This window comes from Streptomyces sp. NBC_01549 (genome assembly GCF_026339955.1).
Lineage (GTDB): Bacteria > Actinomycetota > Actinomycetes > Streptomycetales > Streptomycetaceae > Streptomyces.
Window position 1 is genome coordinate 4,068,178 of sequence record NZ_JAPEPW010000001.1, and the last position, 19,835, is coordinate 4,088,012.

At 71.3% G+C, this 19,835-nt stretch carries 13 protein-coding genes; 2 read left to right on the forward strand and 11 right to left on the reverse strand.

Annotated features, from left to right (window positions below):
• Positions 1–115: 115 nt before the first annotated feature.
• Together OG819_RS18175 and OG819_RS18180 are read right to left on the reverse strand one after the other, a co-directional pair.
• Positions 116–1,711, reverse strand: a complete 1,596-nt coding sequence (locus OG819_RS18175) for a glycosyltransferase family 2 protein (protein WP_266650335.1) — start codon at positions 1,709–1,711, stop codon at positions 116–118.
• Between the two features lie 55 nt (positions 1,712–1,766).
• Positions 1,767–3,047, reverse strand: a complete 1,281-nt coding sequence (locus OG819_RS18180; RefSeq protein WP_323138136.1) for a glycosyltransferase family 87 protein — start codon at positions 3,045–3,047, stop codon at positions 1,767–1,769.
• Between the two features lie 109 nt (positions 3,048–3,156).
• Here OG819_RS18180 and OG819_RS18185 point away from each other — a divergent pair, with 109 nt between their 5' ends.
• Positions 3,157–4,701: a glycosyltransferase family 39 protein gene (locus tag OG819_RS18185; RefSeq protein ID WP_266650337.1), complete on the forward strand. Its 1,545-nt coding sequence runs from the start codon at positions 3,157–3,159 to the stop codon at positions 4,699–4,701.
• Here OG819_RS18185 and OG819_RS18190 read toward each other — a convergent pair.
• Positions 4,698–5,228 (reverse strand): MarR family transcriptional regulator, encoded by a 531-nt coding sequence (locus OG819_RS18190; RefSeq protein WP_266650339.1) that lies wholly within the window; start codon positions 5,226–5,228, stop codon positions 4,698–4,700. The two genes, OG819_RS18185 and OG819_RS18190, sit on opposite strands and share 4 nt — an antisense overlap.
• A gap of 122 nt (positions 5,229–5,350) precedes the next feature.
• On the opposite strand from OG819_RS18190, the gene OG819_RS18195 reads away from it, so the two are divergent.
• Positions 5,351–5,764 carry an organic hydroperoxide resistance protein gene (locus OG819_RS18195; RefSeq protein WP_266413497.1) on the forward strand — a complete coding sequence of 138 codons (414 nt, stop codon included), beginning with the start codon at positions 5,351–5,353 and terminating at the stop codon, positions 5,762–5,764.
• A gap of 134 nt (positions 5,765–5,898) precedes the next feature.
• Here OG819_RS18195 and OG819_RS18200 read toward each other — a convergent pair whose 3' ends face one another.
• From OG819_RS18200 to OG819_RS18235, 8 genes are all read right to left on the reverse strand, one after another.
• A complete protein-coding gene (locus OG819_RS18200) occupies positions 5,899–7,509 on the reverse strand; it encodes a hypothetical protein (protein WP_266650341.1) in 1,611 nt (536 codons plus the stop codon).
• Between the two features lie 46 nt (positions 7,510–7,555).
• Positions 7,556–8,890 carry a hypothetical protein gene (locus tag OG819_RS18205; RefSeq protein ID WP_266650343.1) on the reverse strand — a complete coding sequence of 445 codons (1,335 nt, stop codon included), beginning with the start codon at positions 8,888–8,890 and terminating at the stop codon, positions 7,556–7,558.
• An 8-nt stretch (positions 8,891–8,898) separates the two neighbouring features.
• Entirely contained in the window at positions 8,899–11,109 is a 2,211-nt protein-coding gene (locus OG819_RS18210; protein ID WP_266650345.1) for a bifunctional glycosyltransferase/CDP-glycerol:glycerophosphate glycerophosphotransferase, read from the reverse strand.
• A 1-nt stretch (position 11,110) separates the two neighbouring features.
• Positions 11,111–13,348 (reverse strand): bifunctional glycosyltransferase family 2 protein/CDP-glycerol:glycerophosphate glycerophosphotransferase, encoded by a 2,238-nt coding sequence (locus OG819_RS18215; RefSeq protein WP_266650347.1) that lies wholly within the window; start codon positions 13,346–13,348, stop codon positions 11,111–11,113.
• Between the two features lie 179 nt (positions 13,349–13,527).
• Positions 13,528–15,807 carry a bifunctional glycosyltransferase family 2 protein/CDP-glycerol:glycerophosphate glycerophosphotransferase gene (locus OG819_RS18220; RefSeq protein ID WP_266650350.1) on the reverse strand — a complete coding sequence of 760 codons (2,280 nt, stop codon included), beginning with the start codon at positions 15,805–15,807 and terminating at the stop codon, positions 13,528–13,530.
• Positions 15,808–15,958: 151 nt separating this feature from the next.
• Positions 15,959–16,867 (reverse strand): carbohydrate ABC transporter permease, encoded by a 909-nt coding sequence (locus OG819_RS18225; RefSeq protein WP_266582746.1) that lies wholly within the window; start codon positions 16,865–16,867, stop codon positions 15,959–15,961.
• On the reverse strand, positions 16,864–18,204 hold the full coding sequence (locus OG819_RS18230) for a carbohydrate ABC transporter permease (protein ID WP_266650356.1): 1,341 nt from the start codon (positions 18,202–18,204) through the stop codon (positions 16,864–16,866). Before OG819_RS18230 ends, OG819_RS18225 begins: the two co-directional genes overlap by 4 nt.
• A gap of 7 nt (positions 18,205–18,211) precedes the next feature.
• Entirely contained in the window at positions 18,212–19,648 is a 1,437-nt protein-coding gene (locus OG819_RS18235; protein ID WP_266650358.1) for an ABC transporter substrate-binding protein, read from the reverse strand.
• Positions 19,649–19,835: the final 187 nt, after the last annotated feature.

Consider the following 19,835-nt stretch of genomic DNA (forward strand, 5'->3'; position numbering starts at 1 on the left):
CGGCGTGAGCTCGGTGTCCTCGGTGAGATCACCGAGGACACCGCGGCCAGTGAGGTCGGTGATGCCGGTGAGGTCGGTGAGCCGACGGTGATACCGGCGTCGCCTCGCTCGCGTATCAGTGAAGCAGGCGCTTGAGCCGACGGCGTACCACGTCGGTCAGTCCTCGCCAGCCGGGCGCCAGGCGCAGCGCCAGCGCCCCCGCGTGGGTGCGGTACGGCTGCACCAGCAGGACGCCGTGCCGCAGGTCCGGGACCGCGCGACGGCGCAGCAGGCCCGCGCCGCCGACCGCGTGCGCGGTGACGTCCCGGCTCGAGCCGTCACGGTAGTGAACCCGCAGTCGCAGGTCCCAGGTGCCCCAGCCGAGCGCCGACAGGTCCACCGGCAGTTCGCCCGACCAGGTGGCCGGATCCGCGTCCTGCGTCAGCTCGACCGGCCGGCTCAGCCCGATCCGCCCCTCGTCCCGGTGCACGAACTCCACGTCGGCCGAGGCCGGTCCGGCCTCGGCGAGCCGTCCGTACAGGTCGTGCAGGCGCAGCCGCAGCTGTGCCGTACGGGCGCGGGGACGTAGTTGCGCGTCGACCGCGGCGGGCAGCACGTGCGCGGGGCGTTGCAGGTAGTGGTCCAGGGTGACCTGGGGGAGGTCGTCCGACCAGACGGGCGTGCCGTCGGCGGCGCGGGCGTACGGCGGGAGCAACCGGGCCGGGCGGGCGGCGAGTTCCTTCAGGCGGGGCAGATCGCGGGGCTCTTCGGAGGCGAGCACGACACGGGCGATCAGCCGGCCGGGGGCGGTCGGGTTGACGGTGAAGTCGCTCGCGTCGAACGTCGACAGGTAGGTGCGCGTGAGCTCCCACCAGGCGCGCCGGTAGTCGGCGTCGCGCAGCTCCAGCTCGCGTGCGTACATGCGCAGTTCGTGGTCGAGGAACTTGGCGTTGGTGGCCCGGGCGAGCCGTTTCTCACCGGCGCCGAGCAGGATCTCGTAGGCCGTGTGGTGCGCCTCGGTGCGGGAGCGCCAGTTCGCGATGTCCGCGCGGTCCAGCGAGATCGACAACTGCTCGGCGCCGCGCCGCACATGCCACACGTACACCGTGTCGGGGATCAGCGCGACGCGCGGCCCGGCGGCCAGCATGCGCGCGGTGAAAACGAAGTCCTCGTACGGGTGACGGCCCTCGGGGAAGCGGATCGCGTGTTCACGAAGGAAGTCGGTTCGGTACAGCTTGTTGACGCACAGCGTGTCGTGGACCAGACGGGGCCGCTGGGACGGGTGGGGGATCAGCGCGGGCTCCGCGTACAGGTCGCGCTCCCAGGGGACCTCCCGGCCCGAGGGCAGTTCGCGGCGTACGCACAGACCCGCCGCGACCTCCGTGCGCTGTACCCGGGCGGCCTCGAGCAGCGCGTCCACGGCGCCCGGCGGCAGCACGTCGTCGCTGTCCAGGAACATCACGTACGGGGCGGTCGCCGCGTCGATCCCGTCGTTGCGGGGGCTGCCGCAGCCGCCGCTGTTCTCCGCGCGGCGTATGACCTTCACGCGCGGCTCGTCGGCGGCGAGGCGGTCGAGGAGGTCAGCGCTGCCGTCGGTCGAGCGGTCGTCGACGGCGAGCACCTCCCGGACGGCCGGGCCTTGAGCGAGTGCCGAACGCACCGCGTCCGTCACGTGGTCGGCGTCGTTGTAACCGATGACGACGACAGAGACCTGCGAGTGATGAGGTTTCATGGGATCCACGGGACGAAATCGTAGGGCTTGACAGTAATTTTCCGTTAAGAGGTACTTAGTGTCTGGTCCGGAAGACGACAGGAATCGGGTGCGGGTTCCGCTTCGGGACGTCGTTTTTCGGCTGATCCGCGACGAGCACGGGAAGACCGGAATGCCAAAGCCGGGTGAAGGACAGGACTGCCGCGGACGTCAGCAGACCGTTGCGGACGAGCATGAGCAAACAGCCCGTCCAGGTGCTGTCGACGACCTCGCCGTACAGGGCAGGGTAGGCGAAGGAGCTGACCGCGGTCGCCGCGACGACGAGCGCCGCCACCGGGCGCTGCGTGGTGTGCCGCGAGGTCAGGCACACGGCGGCCAGACCGAGCAGCCACACCATGTACTGGGGGCTGATCACCCGGCTCGTCACCGTGAACATCAGCACGGCGGTGAGCGCGGCGTCGTACGGGGTCGCCGGCGTCCAGTGCCGCGCGCGCACCCGCCACAGCAGCAGGAGCGCGAAGGAGACAGCCGTCAGGGCGAGCGAGAGGGTCGCGACGGTCTGGACGTGGGGGCCCACGAACTCCATCGCGCCGTACTGGTAGCGCACGCTGCCCGGCCAGCCCGCGCGGCGCGCGAAGCCGAGCACCGTGCCGCCGAGCGACTCGATCTGCACGCCCCGGCCGCCCTGCTGGCGCAGGAAGTCGAAGGGGCTGCTGAAGGCCGTGGCCAGGACGGCGAGCAGGGTGACCGCGGTGAGCACCGCCGACGTCCAGGCCTCCCGGGTCGTACGGCCCCGGGGTGTGCCGATGAGGGCGAGCGCGGGCCAGACCTTCACCAGGGCGCCGAGTGCGGCGAACGCGCCGCCCACGCGCGGGGAGCGCTTCAGCGCGAGCAGGGAGACGACGGCGAACGCCGTGACCTGTACGTCGTAGCGGGCGAGCGGAATGTGCAGCAGCAACGGCAGGCCCAGCGTCCACAGTGCCGCGCCGCGCGGACTGCGGCCGGGTCTGCTGCCCACGCGCGCCAGGGCCAGCGCGATCACGGCGTCGGCGAGGAGCGTCAGGGCCACGAAGGCGTGCAGGTACGTCAGGCCCGGCAGCAGCCCGGGCGCCAGGAGCACGGGGCCCGCGCCCGGCGGGTACTGCCACAGCCGGTCACCCGTCGGACAGGCGCCGTGCGACAGGGTCCCGTACCAGCGGAAGTACAGGTGACTCACCTCGCGGGAGACCCCGCCGCTGCCCAGCACGCGGAGGTCGTCGTGGGCGAGCAGCCACAGCATCAGGGCGCGGGTCGCCACCCAGGCAGCGGCGAGGGGGATGTGGCGGGATCGGCCTCGGGGGTTCAGGTAAGCGCTCATCAAGGCCGGATCGTAAGCCTCTCGGATGCCTCACAAGACCTGATACCTCATCAAGTGCCAACGAAGGTCAGTTAATAGTAAGAAATCGGACGTGGGGGTAAGGGTGTTGATGAAACGGTCCGACGCCGGCCGTCAAGAGGTCGCGGCGGTCTCGGCCGAGCCCGTGACGCGGGTCGTCGCGGTGGTCCTGCCCATGGTCGTCATGCTCGCGCTCGGGCTCTGGAGGCTCGGCCGCGGGGGCATGTGGCGCGACGAGGCGGCCACTTACCAGGTCGCGCGGCGCTCGGTCCCGCAGATCTGGCATCTGTTGCACCACGTCGACGCGGTGCACGGCCTGTACTACCTGTTCATGCATCTCGTCCTCTTCCCCGCCCCCGGCGAGGTCGCCCTCCGTCTGCCCTCGGTCGTCGGTGCCACCGCGACCACGGGGCTCGTCGCCGCCCTCGGGATCCGCCTGGGCAACCCTCGCGTCGGCCTCTGGGCGGGCCTGCTGTACGCGGTCACCCCCCTGGCCGGGCACTTCGCGCAGGAGGGTCGCTCGTACGCCCTCGTCGAGGCTGGGGCGACGGCGGCGACGCTGCTCCTGGTGAGGGCCCTGCGCGGGGGCAGGGGCTGGTGGGTGTACGGCGTGACCGTCGCCGTCACCTGCCTGCTGCACGAGTTCGCCGTACTCCTCCTGCTCGCGCACGGCGCGACCCTGGCGCTGACGCGGATGCCATGGCGGGTGTGGTGGCGATGGGGCGTCGCGGCGGGGGCCGCGGTCCTCGTCCTGGCGCCGCTCGCGCTCGTCTCGCGGCGGCAGTCGGCGCAGGTGGCGTGGCTGGCGGTGCCGAACCGCGAGAGCGTGGACGACCTGGCGCACGCGTTCCTCGGGCAGGCCCAACTGGTGTTCGTGCCCTACCTGTTCCTGATCGCACTCGCCCTGTGGCGCCCGTTCGCGCGACGCGGTGAGGTGACCCTCGCGGCGGTCGCCGTGCCGCTGCTGCTGGTTCCGCCGACGGTCCTGATCGCGGTCTCCCGCTTCCGGCCGCTGTACGACGAGCGGTATGTGCTGTACGCGCTGGCGGGGGCGCCATTACTGGCGGCGGCGGGGGCGGACCGGCTGACCCGGCGGGTGTCGCGGCTGCCGGGCGCAGCGGCTCCCCGCCTCGTCACCCTCGCCGGCGTCCTCGCCGTCTCCCTGGCCCTCACCGTCCAGTTCCCCCTGCTCCGCGAGGACCGGGACCCCGACCGCCGCCCCGACAACCTCGCCGCCGTCTCCGCCGCAGCCGGTCGTGAACTACGGCCCGGCGACGCGGTGTTGTACATGCCGTCGCTGGCACGCCGTTCGGCGGTGGCCTATCCGGCGGGCTTCCGCGCGGTGCGGGACGTCGCGCTGAAGACGTCCGCCATAGCGTCCGGGACGCTGTACGGGACGGAAGTGGGCCCGCGTGAACTGCGCAGCCGGCTCGACCGGCTCGACCGGGTGTGGCTGATCTGCGAACCGTTCGTGTTCCGGCGGAACTGGCATCCGGACACCTCGGTCGCGACCGAGGAAACCAAACGCGCCGTACTCGCCGAGGATTTCACCCTGCGCGAGCGGATCGTCCGCAGGGGCGTCACCCTTCGCCTGTACGTACGCCACCGCCAGAACCTGTCCGCACGCCACCGCTAGAAGGCGTCCGCTCCGGCCGAGTCGAGGACCGCCGAGTCGAGGACCGAGGGGTCGAGCGCCGCCGCGTCCAGCGCCGCCGTCAGCCGATCCAGCCGTGCCTGCAACTCCCGGATCTCCTCCAGATCCGCGCCCGTCGCCGCGGCGATCCGGCGCGGCACCCGCAACGCGCGCTCGCGCATGGCCGTGCCCTCGTCCGTGAGGTGGACGTGTACGGAGCGTTCGTCCAGCGCACTGCGCTCCCGTCGCACCAGCCCGGCCGTCTCCAGCCGCTTGAGCAGCGGAGACAGTGTCCCTGAGTCGAGCCGCAGATGCTCGCCGACCTTCTTGACGGGCAGCTCGCCGTGCTCCCACAGCACCAGCATCACCAGGTACTGGGGGTAGGTGAGCCCGAGGTCCTTGAGGATCACTCGGTAGACGCTCCCGAAGGCGCGCGAGGCGGCGTTCAGGGAGAAGCAGATCTGCTGGTCGAGACGGAGGTAGTCCCCGTCGGACGGGGCCTGGGGGCTCGGCGTCGGCATGGCGGTCATGACTCCAATATAGCTCGACCGCCATTAAGTTGTGCACAATTGAATTGCGTGCTCTAATTGAGGCCGTGAGGCGGTCGGACCGGCCGCCCCGGCAAGACCTTGACTTGAGAGGGACGGTCTCCATGGACACGCTCTACACCGCTGTCGCCACCGCCACCCACGGCCGCGAGGGTCGCGCCGTCAGCTCCGACGGCAAGCTCGACCTCCAGCTGGCCCTCCCGGTGGAGATGGGCGGCAATGGCCAGGGCACCAACCCCGAGCAGCTGTTCGCGGCCGGCTACGCCGCCTGTTTCGCCAGCGCCCTCGGCCTCGTCGGCCGCGCTGCGAAGGTCGACGTCAGCGAGGCCGCGGTGACCGGCGAGGTCGGCATCGGCAAGCAGGGCGAGGGCTTCGGCCTCGCCGTCACGCTCCGCATCGAGCTTCCCGACTCCGTGGACGAGGCCACCGGCCGCAAGCTGGTCGAGCAGGCCCACCAGGTCTGCCCCTACTCCAACGCGACCCGCGGCAACATCCCGGTCGAGCTCGTCGTCGAGTAGTTCGGGAGCGAGCGGTCCGGAGTTGGTCCGGAGTTCGTGACGCCGCCCGGCACCCGCGCCCCGTCAGGGGCGCGGGGCTGTGGCATGTGTGGCTCCGCCGCGTGGGCGCGACCAGTCACAGCCGACCCCGCGCCCTACGAATCACCCGCGGCTTCCTGCCCACCCCGCGGAGCGACCCGCGCGAGCACCTCACCCGTGCTCCGGCTCCAGTCCACCACCGTCGCCTCCTCCGGCACCCGACGCTCCCGAGTGAGCAGCAGCCACCGCACGTGATAGCGGCGCACCACGGCGGCACGCTCGGTGCGGGTCGACGCGGGGTCGAGATAGCCCCGGACGGCCGCGAGCCGCCGTGCCCGCTCCCGCTCGTCCAACGCCGCGTCCGGCCGCGTGGGCGCGGCGAGGTTCGGGCCGTATCCCGCGATCAGATGGGCGGCGTAGTACCCGTCGGCGATCACCACCTCGCCGGGCTTGATGTGCCGTGCGGCCCAGTCGTACGTCGGCCAGCGCGGCGGCTGGTCGAAACTCACCGGATCGAGTGAACGCGGTACGACGGCACCGGCCTGCACCGTGAGGAAACCGACGCAGGCGCCGACGGCCGCCACCGCCCCCAGGGCCCGCCGCCACACCGGCCACGGCCGCGCCGCCGCCAGTTCCACCGCGAGCGCGAACTGCGGTGCCACGAGCGCGAGTCCCAGGATCCTGCCGTACGTGTAGTGCCCGCTGACCCAGCCGTACGCCACCGCCAGACAGTCCAGCGCGAACATCAGCACCAGCGGGTCCCGCCAGGAGCGCCGCGCCCGCAGCCACAGCGCCGGTACCCCGATCAGCGCCAGCCAGTAGTGCCCGGGCACCCCCTCGTACAGCCGCCGGTACAGCGCGTCCATGCTGTGATCCCCGGGCAGGGTGAAGACGTCGAAGTACGGCCAGAGGTGGGCGATCATCAGCGCCGCCGCCCCCGTGAGCGCCCAACGGGCCGCCACGCCCGCCCGCCATCCCCGCTGCCATCCGGCCACGAACGCCACCGCTCCGAGCGCCGCCGCGAACGCGGTGATCGGATGGACGAGCAGGATCAGACCGTAGAGGACGCCGAGCCCCTTGTACCCGGACAGGCCCCGCAGCCCGCTCGGGCCGACGTACCGGACCGGGCCGCCGAGCCCTCCCGCGAACGTGGCCGTGAGCGCCCAGGCCCAGAAGGTGAGTCCGATGGCGAACGTCGACGGATAGCCGAGGTTCCCCGCCATCGACATCAGCCCGAGGTAGCCGCTCGACCAGGCCCGCTCGGTACCCCACAGCAGCGCCATCGCGAGCAGCGCGCCCACGGGTGCCCAGGGACGGCGGGGCGCCAGGACGCGGACGAAGCGGCCGATCCCCGTCAGCAGCACCAGCAGGTTCAGCGGGGTCGAGAGGCGGACCACCTCCCAGCCCGCGAGGCCCGTCAGCCGGGCGAAGGCGCCCTGCGCCACGGTGTACGGCGAGTAGTACGGGCTGCCCTCGCCCGGCAGGTCCGCCACCGGATGGGCCGGATGGAGGAGGTTCGCCTTGAGGCGCTCGACGACCGCGGCGTGCTGACCGAAGTCGCAGCACATCGGCACCCGCCAGGAGGCGAGGCACATCACCATCCAGAACAGACCGCCGAAGACTTGGTAGGGCGTGGGTCGCCTGGGGGTGCCGCCACGCAGTGCGGTCGCGCCGGGGGCGGTCCGTCGGACGAGGAGGCCGACGCCGGCCTGAGCTGTTCGGAGCATTTGTCGTATATGCCCACTGTGGTCGGCGGCTTTGCCGACGTTCACCTCATCGAGCGACTCCGGCGTCCAGCTCCGCGTCCGTCCGAAGGGGCCCCGGCACCGTGTCCAGCCCCCGTACCCGCGGCCGTACGACCTGTTCCAGCAACAGCGGGAGCCCCACCACCGGCAGCACCCACGCCAGTACGATCAGCCGGTCGCCGTAGATGTCGATGTCGGGGTGTCCGGCCTGGTTGAGGACGCCGGTGAGCGCGCCCGCGACCAGGAACACCCCGAAGTCCGGACGCCGCCGCAGCGCGCCCCAGGCGCTGGCCAGCAGGGCCGTCAGGAAGAACGGCTCCCAGAGCTCGCGGCGCAGCCACTCCACCCAGAAGTTGACCTCCAGGTTCAGGAACTCCGGCCACGGACGGGTGCGGTCGGGCCGGGAGAAGTGGGCCGTGAGCAGGTCCTGGAGGGACTCCGACTCGGACGGGTAGCCCAGCACCTTCGCCGCGAGCAGGGTGACGGCGACCCCGCAGGCCGCCACCACCCCCACCTCCCGCAACGGCCGTGCGAGCCTGCGCAGCGGTTGCCGTAGCCCGCCGCGCCGGACGCCCAGCACCGCGCAGGCGCCCGCCAGACACAGCCCGAGGAACAGCGCCTGCGAGTGCTTGACTGCGAAGAGCGCGGCCAGGGACCCGCCGACCAGCGCGGTCGCGGCCCGCGTCCGGCCCTGAAGGGCGAGTGCGCAGCCCCACAGCGCGGCCAGTGTCAGCGCCAGCAACAGACCCTCGGTCATGGGCCGCATGGCGGTCGTGCCGCACGGCAGGACGTAGAAGAGGACCTGTCCGGTCAGGGTCGCGACGGTGGGGGCGCGCAGGGTGCGCAGCACCAGGAAGGCGAGTACGCCCCCGGCGACCGTGATGAGGACACTCGACGTCCACACGCCCCACTTCACGCCGAGAACGGTGATGAAGGGGACCAGGAACGCCGGATATCCGGGCCGCGCCTCGAAGATCCGCATGAAGCGCGGCGGTATGAACGGCACGGTGTGGCCCGTCGTCTGCCCGGCGCTCAGCCGCCTCGACACCCACCCCCACTGGTGGCGCCGGCACTCCTCGACGACCTGCCGGGCGGGGCTCGGCTCACGGAAGTGGACGACGTTGACGCTCTGGTCGCGGCGCGCGATGGACGCCCGGCCGGCGCAGGCGTAGTCGATCGTGGCCGCGGCCGCCTCGTGCTTGCTCGCGCCGCGCAGGCTGAGCGCGTACGAGAGGTAGTTCTTGGTGTCGGGGGTGTCCCGGCCGGTGACGTTCGCGAGCTGGAGCAGGGCGAAGACAGCGGCCAGGGCGAGAACCCAGAACCGGGGCGGACGCGGCTTCGTGAACAGGCCGACGACGGTCATGAGGGCCCTCACGACGACGTGAGAGCGTCGTGTCCCGCCTGCGCGGGCACCACCGCCACCGGCACCGGGCCCTCGAAGCGCTCGCCGAGCATCAGCGTCCGTACCACCCGCTCGGCGGCCCGCCCGTCGTCGAACGCGCAGAACCGCGCCCGGAACCCGGCCCGCAGCCGTGCCGACTCCTGGTCGCGCCAGGACCCGGACGCGAACAGCCGCGCGAGCTCCCGGTAGGAGCCCGCCACATGGCCCGGCGCGTCGGCCGTGATGTCGAAGTACGCGCCCCGGCTCGCGGCGTAGGCGCCCCAGTCGTCCGCGTGGATCACGATCGGCCGGTCCAGGTTGGCGTAGTCGAACATCAGGGCGGAGTAGTCCGTGACCAGCACGTCGGAGGCGAGCATCAGGTCCTCGACGTGCGGCTCGTCGGTCGCGTCGAGGACGACACCTCGCCGGTGCAGCTCCGACAGGCCCATCCCGCGGGAGGGGCCGTCCGTGAGAGAGGGGTGCAGCCGTACGAGGAGGGTGTGGCCCTCGCCGAGGTCGTCGGCGAACCGGGCCAGGTCGATGCGGTCGACGAGCCCGCCGCGGACGTAGTCGCGGCGTGTCGGCGCGTACAGCACCACTCGGTGGTCGGCCGGGATGCCGAGGCGGGCGCGGACCGCCGCACCGTGCTCGGGGAGCGCCCTTACGAGGACGTCGTTGCGGGGGCTGCCGGTGCGCAGCGAGGTGAAGTGGCAGGGGTAGGCGCGGTCCCAGACCAGTTCGGAGTGGCGGTTGGCGACCAGGCTGTAGTCCCAGCGGTCGGCGCGGCGCAGCATCTGCGGCACGTCGAAGCCGTGCCGGGCGCCGGGCTTGTCGAGCAGGTCGGCTCCCATGTACTTCAACGGGGTGCCCTGGTGGGTGTGCACATGGACGCTGCCCTCGCGCTTGACCTGGGTGCCGGGCCAGTTGACGTTGTTGATCAGGTAGGTGGCGCGGGCGGTGACCCGGCGGTGGCCGAGCGAGTCCGGCAGGACGTACTCGACGCCGGGCGGCAGCAGCGGCACCTGGTCCCCGCGCACCACCCACACCCCCCTGATGTGCGGGGCGAGTTCACGCGCCGCGTGGTAGATCGCGCCCGGGTCGCCGAGCACACCGCGGTGCGAGAACGCCGAGTACACCGCGAGGTCCGGGTCCAGCGGCCGGCGTTCGTGCACCGCGGACCAGCCGCTCTTGACCCTGGTCGCCGCCGCCTTGCGCACCTGCAGCCGGCGCCGCCCGAGCTCCGCGCCGAGACGGCCGGACTGCCGCCGGGCGAGGTAGGCCACGTAACCGCCCTGCAGCACGCGCAGTTCACGCGGCACCGGGCCGCCGCCCTGGTGCTTGCGGAAGAGCGCGGCCGTACGCCGGAAGAACTCGTCCTTGTCGGACGCGGGCAGCCGGTCCGGCTTGGCGAGGATGTCGAGACAGTGCTCGCCCATCTTGCGGTGCAGATACGGGCGCCAGCTCGACAGCCACGGGCGGGAGTCGACGAAGGCGAAGACCCGCTCGTACTGGTCGTGGATGTCGAAGTGCTTGCGGCTGGTGGTGGACAGGATGTTGCCCTGGCGGCGCTGCCGGTAGTTCAGACAGATCCGGTCCAGGGTGGCGATCCGCTCCGCGCTCAGCATGACCGGGAAGGTCCAGGGGGTGTCCTCGTAGTAGCCGGGCGGGAAGGTGAAGCCCTCCCGCCCGACGAACGCACGGCGGTAGACCTTGTTCCACACGACCATCAACAGGTCGAGGATCTCCGGGTGTTCGGCGGCAGTGAAGCAGCCGTCGCCGCCCTCGGCCAGCACCTGCGCGAGGACGTTGCGGCGTGTTCCGCCCCACCAGTAGGTGCGCGCGTAGTCGAAGACCAGCACATCGGGGTCGGCGGTCTCCTCGAGGCGGTCGGCCATGGCACGCAGGGCGCCCGGCGTGAGGGTGTCGTCGCTGTCGAGGAAGAGGAGGAAGTCCCCCGTCGCGTACGGCATGCCGGCGTTGCGGGCCCGGCCGAGGCCCACGTTCTGCGGCAGGTGCAGCACCCGCAGGCGCGGATCGCGGGCCGCGTACTCGTCGAGGATCGCGCCGCAGCCGTCCGGCGAGCAGTCGTCGACCGCGATCACCTCGATGTCGGTGTACGACTGCCCCAGGACCGAGTCGAGACACTCGCGCAGAAAGCCCTGCACCTTGAAGACGGGGACGATGACGCTGAAGCGGGGCACGTCAGCTCCTCACAAGGGTGGACGCGGCCGGGGCCGGAAGGCGTTCGAGGAGGGGGATCACCGCGGGGATCGCCTCGGGCGGCTGGCCCAGCAGCACTCTGCGGACCACCCGTTCGGCGGCCTGCCCGTCGTCGAACTGGCAGAAGCGCTCACGGAACGCGGCCCGCAGGGCCCGCGAGGAGTCGTCCGCGTAGGTGCGGTCGCGAAAGGCCCCCGCGAGCTCCTTTGGGGTGCGCACCACCGGGCCCGGCGGCGCCTCCATCAGGTCGAAGTAGACGCCCCGCGTCTCCCGGTAGACCTCCCAGTCGTCCGCGTACACGACGATCGGGCGGTCGAGGTTGGCGTAGTCGAACATGATCGACGAGTAGTCGGTGATCAGCGCGTCGGCGGCCAGACAGACGTCCTCCGAGGACCGGTGCCGGGTCACGTCGATGATCCGGCCGCTGCTTCTGCCCCTGCCCTCGTCGTAGAAGTAGTGGGCGCGCAGGAGCACGACGAACTCGTCGCCGATCTCCTCGCAGAAGGCCTCCAGGTCGAGCCGGGACTCGAAGCCGGTGCTGTAGTCGCGGTGGGTGGGCGCGTAGAGGAGGGCGGTCCTGCCCTCGGGGACGCCCAGCCGGGCGCGGACGCGGGCCACGTCGTCGGCGGTCGCCGTGTAGTAGACGTCGTTGCGCGGATAGCCGTACTCCAGGGCCTCGTACGTGCCCGGGAAGGCCCGCTCCCAGATCTGGGTGGAGTGCCGGTTGGAGGAGAGGTTGTAGTCCCAGCGGTCCACCCGGGCCAGCAGCTTGGCGAAGCTGCCGGTCGCGGCGGCCACGATCGAATACGTCGACTGGTCGACGCCCATCGTCTTCAGCGGTGTGCCGTGCTGGGTCTGGAGGTGCACGCTGCCGGGCCGCTTGACGACACCGTCCGCGAAATTGGCGTTGTTGATCAGGTACTTGGCACGGGCCAGCACCTCCCAGGCGCGCGGGCTGCCGATCACCGCGTGGTCGACACCGTCCGGGACCTGGTCCACCGCGTCGGCCTCGACCAGGAACACCGAGCGCAGATGCGGGGCGAGTTCGAGGGCCTTGGCGTGGATCGCGGCCGGGCTGCAGGCGTAGCCACGGCCCCAGTACGCGCAGTACACGGCGAGGTTCTCGTCGAGGGGAAGGCGCAGCCGCGCGGCGTACAGCGCACGGGCGCTCAGCAGGCGGGAGAGCGGCAGCTTCCCCCAAGCGCTCGACCTCGCCCGGCCGGGGGAGACCCCCGTCCCCGCCCTCGTCATCCGCCGGCTGACGCAGCGCAGCGCGCGGAACGCGCTGTACGCCCCGGCCGCCAGGAGCCGGTACTGCACCCCGATCCGGCCCGGCGGCGGCCGGAACCCGGCGGGCCGGTGGCGCCGGTAGAGCCGGCCCGCGCGCCGGAAGAAGGCCCGGCGCCGGTGCGGCGGAAGCCGCTTCGGATGGGCCGCCGACTTCAGTACCACCGTGAAGAGGTCACCGAACAGCGCCCGTGACCGCTCCACGGACAGCCTCCGCTCGGCCGCCCGGGCCAGCACCAGGTCGACCTGGTCGAGGAGTTGGAACTGGTGCTCGCCCGGCGTGTTCAAGCGGCTGCCCTGCCGGCGCAGCCGATGCCGTACGACGGTCTGGCGCAGCACCGCGACCCGCTCGGCGGCGACCGTCACCAGGCCGCCCCAGCCGAGATCCGTGAAATGTCCCTGGGGGAAGGTCAGGCGCCGCTCACGCAGGAACGCCCGGCGGTAGGCCGCGCTCCACGCCGGAAGGCCCGCCCCGGTCAGCTGCGGCGCCCGGTCCGGGGTGAAGACCCCCTCCGGAGTCCTCGGGAGTGGCGGTGTGCTGGTCCCGACGTCCCACCAGTGGACGCGTTCGTGCCCGAAGTAGAGGACGTCCGCCTCCTCGGACTCCTCCTGGAGTCTGTGGTCCAGGGCGGCCAGCGCGCCCGGCATCAGGACGTCGTCGCCGTCGAGGAAGAGCAGGTACGTGCCGCTCGCCGCCCCGATCCCGGTGTTGCGTGCCCCGCTCAATCCGTCCGTGGGCGGCGAGTGGACCGGGGCGACCCGGGAGTCCCGCGCGGCGTACCCGGTGGCTACCTCGCTCGCCGGGGAGTCCGGCCCGTCGCAGACCGGGATCAGCTCGAAGTCGCCGAAGGACTGGTCGAGGACCGAGTCCAGTGCGAGGGCCAGTCGCCCGGCGACTCCATGGGTGGGGACGATGATGCTGAAGCGGGGCATTCTGCTCTTTCTCTGCTTACTTCTCTGGGCATACTTCTCTGGTTGTTTCTCGGGTGTCGGCGCGGGGTGGCTTCGCCGGGCGCCGGTGGGTGTCAGCGCCCGGGCCGCCCGGCAGGGCGCCAGGTGGCGGGCCTAGTCGGCGTGGGCCGGGAGGGGCTGGAGGGCATGCCTGCTCCGGTTCAGAGGGTCTCGGCGACAGGGACGCCGGTGGCGGGCGCGGCGGCGGGCGCGGGCACGGTGGCCAGGGGCGTCACCGGGCGCGCCGCGGCGGCCGACGGGACCGGGTGGCGCTGCGTGGGCGGCAGCACCCGCGGCAGCCCGCCGCTCTCGCCCAGCACGACATGGCGTACGACACGCTCGGCGGCGCGCCCGTCCTCGTTCGGGCAGAACCGCTCGCGGAACGCGGTCCGCAGCTGGGTCGAACGGGAGCCGCGCCAGTGGCCGGTCGCGAAGATGTCGATCAGCTCGTCCTCGCTGCGCGCGACCGCGCCCGGCGGGAAGGCGCGCAAGTCGAAGTAGGTTCCCCGGGACGCCTGGTACGCCTCCCAGTCGTCCGCGTGGATCACGATCGGCCGGTCCAGGACCGCGTAGTCGAACATCAGGGACGAGTAGTCGGTGACCAGCGCGTCCGAGGCCAGGCAGAGGTTCTCGATGCTCGGGTGGTCGGAGACGTCGATGAGCCGGGCTCCGGAGTGTGCGCTCAGCGCTGCCGCGTACGAGTGGTGGGCGCGGGCCAGCACGACGAACCGGGGGCCGAGCCGGCGCAGGACGCGCTCCAGGTCGAGGGCCAGGCGCTGGGTGCGGCGGTAGTCGCGGTAGGTCGGCGCGTACAGGAGGGCGACCGTGCCCTCGGGGATGCCGAGGGACTGGCGCAGCCGGGTGACGTCCGTCGAGGTCGCCCGCTGGAACACGTCGTTGCGGGGGAGGCCGTACTCCAGCGTCGTGTACGAGGCGGGGAAGACGCGCTCCCAGACCAGGGTGGAGTGGCGGTTGCCGGACAGGCAGTAGTCCCACTTGTCGGCACTGCGCAGCAGCTCGGCGAAGTCGGTGTCGCGGGCGGCCGCCGGGCGGTCCTGGAGGTCGAGACCCATGTACTTGAGCGGGGTGCCGTGCTGGGTCTGGATCATGATCTGGCCGGGGCGCTTGACCAGCCGGCGGTCGAAGTTGACGTTGTTGACGAGGTACTTGGAGCGGGCGAGCGCCGTCCAGTACGCGGTCGTACCGGGCCGCAGGCGGCGCGTCGAGGCCGGGATCGTGTGGTGGTGCTCGGGGTGCGCGATCCACGCCGTACGGATGTGCGGGGCGAGAGCGCGGAACGCGGACTCCAGGGCGCCCGGGTTGCAGCCGTGGCCGCGCCCCCAGTAGCTGGAGAAGACGGCACGGTCGGCGCGCAGCGGCAGCCGGAGCTGGACCCGGTAGTGGAACTGGAGGGCGCCGCCGCGGACCTTGCGCAGCAGTCCCTTGACGCGGCGCAGGGCCTTCTTGTGGGCGCTCGTGGCCAGGGCCAGCAGACGGTACGTGCGGTGGTTGCCGAGCCGGACCAGGGCGTGCCGGAGGCGGGTGCGGGGGCGGACGGGGGCGCCCGGCGTGCGGTAACGGCGGTAGTGGGTGCGGGCCTTGCGCAGGAACTCGGCGCGGGTGCCGCGCGGCAGCCGGCCCCGCTTGGAGAACACCGTCGAGAGGTGGTCGACCATGCGGCGGAACAGGACCGGGCGCCAGCGCGCCAGCTCCGGGTGCGCGTCGAGATGCGCGAAGACCCGGTCGTACTGCTCGAAGATGTCGAAGTGACTGCGGCTGCTGGTGCCGAGGATGTTGCCGCGGCGGCGCTGGCGGTAGTGCACACAGACCCGGTCGAGGGTCGCGATCGTCCGGGCGGAGATCAGCGCCGGGTAGGTCCAGGGGGTGTCCTCGTAGTAGCCGGGTGGGAAGGCGAGGCCCTCGCGCTCGACGAACTCCCTTCGGTACGCCTTGTTCCACACCACCATCAGCACCCTGAGCAGCCCCGGCCGGTCGTCGAGCCGGAAGGGCGCGGGCCCTCGCTCGCTGAGCTGATCCGCGAAGCGGTTGCGGACGATGTCCCCGTTCCAGTACGTGCGCGCGTAGTCGTAGACCAGGACGTCCGGTTCGGCGGTGTCCTTCAGCCGGTCGGCGATCGCGCGCAGGGCGTCCGGGGTGAGGGTGTCGTCGCCGTCCAGGAAGACCAGGTAGTCGCCGGTCGCGTGGTCGAGCCCGGCGTTGCGGGCGCGGCCGAGGCCCACGTTCCGAGGCAGGTGGACGGGGCGGACCCGGGAGTCGCGGGCGGCGAACTCGTCGACGATCGCGCCGCAGCCGTCGGGCGAGCAGTCGTCGACGGCGATCAGTTCGAGGTCCGGAAAGGATTGCCCCAGGACGGATTCGAGGCATTCGTGGAGGTACGCCTGAACCTTGTACGCGGGGACGATGACACTGAACCTGGGCAACGGACATCCATGGGTCGGCTCGGGCATACTGCCCGGCAACGGCCGAAGGGGTGACTTGGTTACGCCAGATGTGGCATACGGGGGAAACCTCGGGTGAACGCCGAGGGGCGAACCGGCATCCGGCCCGCCCCTGATGTGGTTGTCCGTCCGGCTACTTCACCGCGCCCGCCATCACCCCGGACACGAACTGCCGTTGGAACGCGAAGAACACGGCCAGCGGGATGACCATCGAGATGAAGGCGCCGGGCGCCAGCACGTCGATGTTGTTGCCGAACTGGCGCACCTGGGTCTGGAGCGCGACCGTGATCGGCTGGCTGCCCGCGTCGGAGAACACCAGCGCGACCAGCATGTCGTTCCACACCCACAGGAACTGGAAGATGCCGAGCGAGGCGATCGCGGGACCGCCGAGCGGCATCACGACCCGCAGGAACAGGCGCAGTTCACCCGCGCCGTCCAGCCGGGCCGCCTCCAGCAGCTCCCGGGGGATCTCCGCGAAGAAGTTCCGCAGCAGGAACACCGCGAAGGGCAGGCCGAAGCCCACGTGGAAGAGGATCACCCCGAAGATCGTGCCGAAGATGCCGATCTTGCCGAAGAGTTCGGCGATCGGGATCAGCGCCACCTGCACGGGCACGACCAGCAGACCGACCACCGCCAGGAACCACCAGTCGCGGCCCGGGAACTCCATCCAGGCGAAGGCATAGCCCGCGAGCGCGCCGATGACGACGACGAGGACGGTCGCCGGGACGGTGATCAGCACCGTGTTCCCCAGCGAGCTGGTGATGTCGCCGTTCTCCAGGAGCTTCTGGTAACTGTCCACGGTGAGCTGGGACGGCTCGCTGAAGACCTTCCACCAGCCGGACGCGCTCATGTCCTCCGGGGTGCGCAGCGAGGACAGCAGCAGTCCGATCGTCGGCACCAGCCAGAACAGGCCGACAAGCAGGAGGAAGACCCGGACGATCCCGCCGCTGACACCGCTCGCGAGCCGGGAGCCGAGCGACTGCCTGGCCTTGACGGCGGTGACGGGCGCGGTCTTCGTGAGACCGTCGACGTGAGTGGTCATCGCCGTACCTCCCGCCGCAGACGACGCACGTTGAACCACACCACCGGGATCACGAGCAGCAGCAGGAACACGGCGATCGCGCTCGCGATGCCCGGCTGGTCCTCGGAGAAGCCCTTCCGGTACAGCTCCAGGGCCAGCACGTTCGCGTCGTCCTGGGACGAGCCCGGCGGGATGATGAAGACCAGGTCGAAGACCTTCAGCACATTGATCATCAGCGTGACGAGGACGACGGCGAGGACGGGCGCGAGCAGCGGCACGGTGACCCTCCGGAACACCTGCCACTCGTTCGCGCCGTCCACCCGTGCCGCTTCGAGGAGTTCACGCGGCACACCCGCGAGCCCCGCCGCGATGAGCACCATGGCGAAGCCGGCCCACATCCAGACGTACGCGCCGATCACGGCCGGGGTGACGAGCGACGGGCCGAGCCAGTCGACGCCGTTGTACGGCTCACGGAAGTTGCCTGCCGGAAGCCGCAGTTGAGCCCCGTCCGCCTTCTGGGAGAGCGTGAAGGTGCCGTCGCCCCGCACCTTCGCCGAATCGACGACCTTACCGCCCTTCACCGCCTCGATCCTCATCCCCACATAGCCGAGTTCGCCCGGGTCGACCTGGCCGAGCCTGCCGACGCCCTTGCCCCGGGTGAAGTCCTGCCAGGCGGTGCCGGTGACCTTGCCGGGTTCGGACGGGGCCTGCGCGGCCTTCTTCGCACCGCTCGGCATCTTGTCGGGGGCGACCCCGACGAGGGGAAGGGTGACGGACTGCCCGGCGTGCACGGCCTGTCGGGTGATGAACCCGCCCTTCTCCGGCTGGAGCGGCGACTGCCGTCCCGGATGGGCCTTCGGGAACGCGGACGACTCGGCGAAGGTGTCGTGCACGCCCACCCAGACCGCGTTCGCGACCCCCTTGTCCGGGTCCTGGTCGTACACCAGCCGGAAGATGATCCCCGCCGCGAGCATCGAGATCGCCATCGGCATGAAGACGACCAGCTTGAACGCCGTGCCCCAGCGGACCCGTTCGGTCAGGACCGCGAAGACGAGACCGAGCGCGGTCGCGACGGTGGGCGCGAACACGACCCAGATGACGTTGTTCTTGAGGGCGGTGCGGATGCCGTCGTCGGTGAACAGGGCCTTGTAGTTGTCGACTCCGGCGAAACCGTCGCCGGACTGGTTGAGGAAGCTGCGGATCAGCGAGTACCCGATCGGGTAGACCACGAGCGCACCGAGCAGCACGAGGCAGGGCAGCAGGAACAGTACCGCCGCGGTCCTGCGGGTGCCGGTCACGCTCTTGCGTGTACGGGCCGGAGGAACCGGTGCGGTTCCTCCGGCCGTTGCCGACGTCATCGCCGGATCAGCTTCCGCTGCCGTACGCCGCCGCCGCGTCCTTCTCCAGCGTCGCCTGGGTGCCCGCGACGTCGGTCGGGTTCTTCAGGAAGTCCTGGAGGTCCTTCCACTCACCCTTGCCGGGCGTGCCGCCGAAGGCCTGCGGGGCCTGGTCGGACATGTCGAAGCGGAAGTCGTCGCCCGACGCGATCAGGGACTTGGCGATCTTCTGCTGCACCGGGTTCGGGTACGCCGAGTTCGGCACGTTCTTGTTGGGGGAGAGGTAGCCGCCCAGCTTCGCCTGGATCGTCGCCGCGTCCGGGGAGGCCAGGAAGGTGGCCAGCGCCTGCGCCGCCTTGGAGTCCTTGAGGATGACGGCCGCGTCGCCGCCGGACACCACGGGTGCCGTGCCGCCCACGGCCGGGAACGGGAACACCTTCGCGTCCGTGCCCACCTGGGCCTTGGTCTCACCGATGTTGACCTGTGCGAAGTCGCCCTCGAAGACCATGCCCGCCTTGGGCTGGTCGCCGCCGGTGAAGGTCTGGGTCACGGAGCCCGGGAACTCCGTCTGCAGGGCGCCCTTCGCGCCGCCCGCGATGTAGTTCTTCTTGCCCCAGATCCCGGCGAGGGTGGTGAGGGCCTGCTTGACGGACGGATCCGTCCACTTGATCTTGTGCTGGCTCAGCTCGTCGTACTTCTCCGGGCCCGCCTGGGAGAGATACACGTTCTCGAACCAGTCGGTGAGCGTCCACCCGTCGGCGCCGCCGACGGAGAACGGGGTGACACCGGAATCGTAGACCGTCTGCGCGGTGGTCAGCAGGTCCTGCCAGGTCCCGGGCTCCTTCGCGCCCGCGTTCTCGAAGACCTTGGCGTTGTACCAGATCAGCGACTTGTTGGCGGCCTTGTAATACACGCCGTACTGCTTGCCGCCCACCTTGCCGATGTCCTGCCAGCCCTGCGAGTAGTTCTTGGCGAGCTCGGCCAGGGCCTCGGGGCCCAGGGGCTTGGCCCACTTCTTGTCGACGGCCTGTTTGATGGCGCCGGGCTGCGGGAGCAGCGCGACGTCCGGCGGCTGGCCGCCCGCGATCTTCGAACCGAGGAAGTTGATGATCGGGTCCTGGGCCGCCACGAAGGTCACCTTCGCGCCGGTGCGCTTCTCGAACTCCGCGAGGACCTTCTTGAAGTTCTTTTGCTCGTCGCCGGTCCACACGGCGGCGACTTCGAGGCTCGCGCCGTCGAGCTTGGGGAGAGTCACGGTGTCGCCGCTGCCACTGGGACTGCTCGTACCGCCGTTGTCTTTCTTGTCCTTGCCGCCGCCGCCACACGCGGTGAGGGCGAGGGCGCCGACGACGAAGACGGCTGCGGCGGCCTGTGCGGCCCTGGGTGACCTGCGGTTCTGTGCGGCTCTGGGTGACCTGTGCGTCGAGTGATTGGGCGACCTGTGCGTACGAAGAGCTCTGTCCATCACTGCCCCGTTCTCGTTCCTCGTCGAACGTCCGGCGCTGTCCCGTGCGCTCTGGTCTACGCCGGGGCATCGAGGGCGGCAAGAGCGCGTGCGCTGTCAAGTGGGTGATCGTGACTGGGTCGTGACGTGGGCGGCAGTGCAACGCGGTGCGAACTCTGTGCGGGGGCCGGTGGGGTGAGGAGACGGC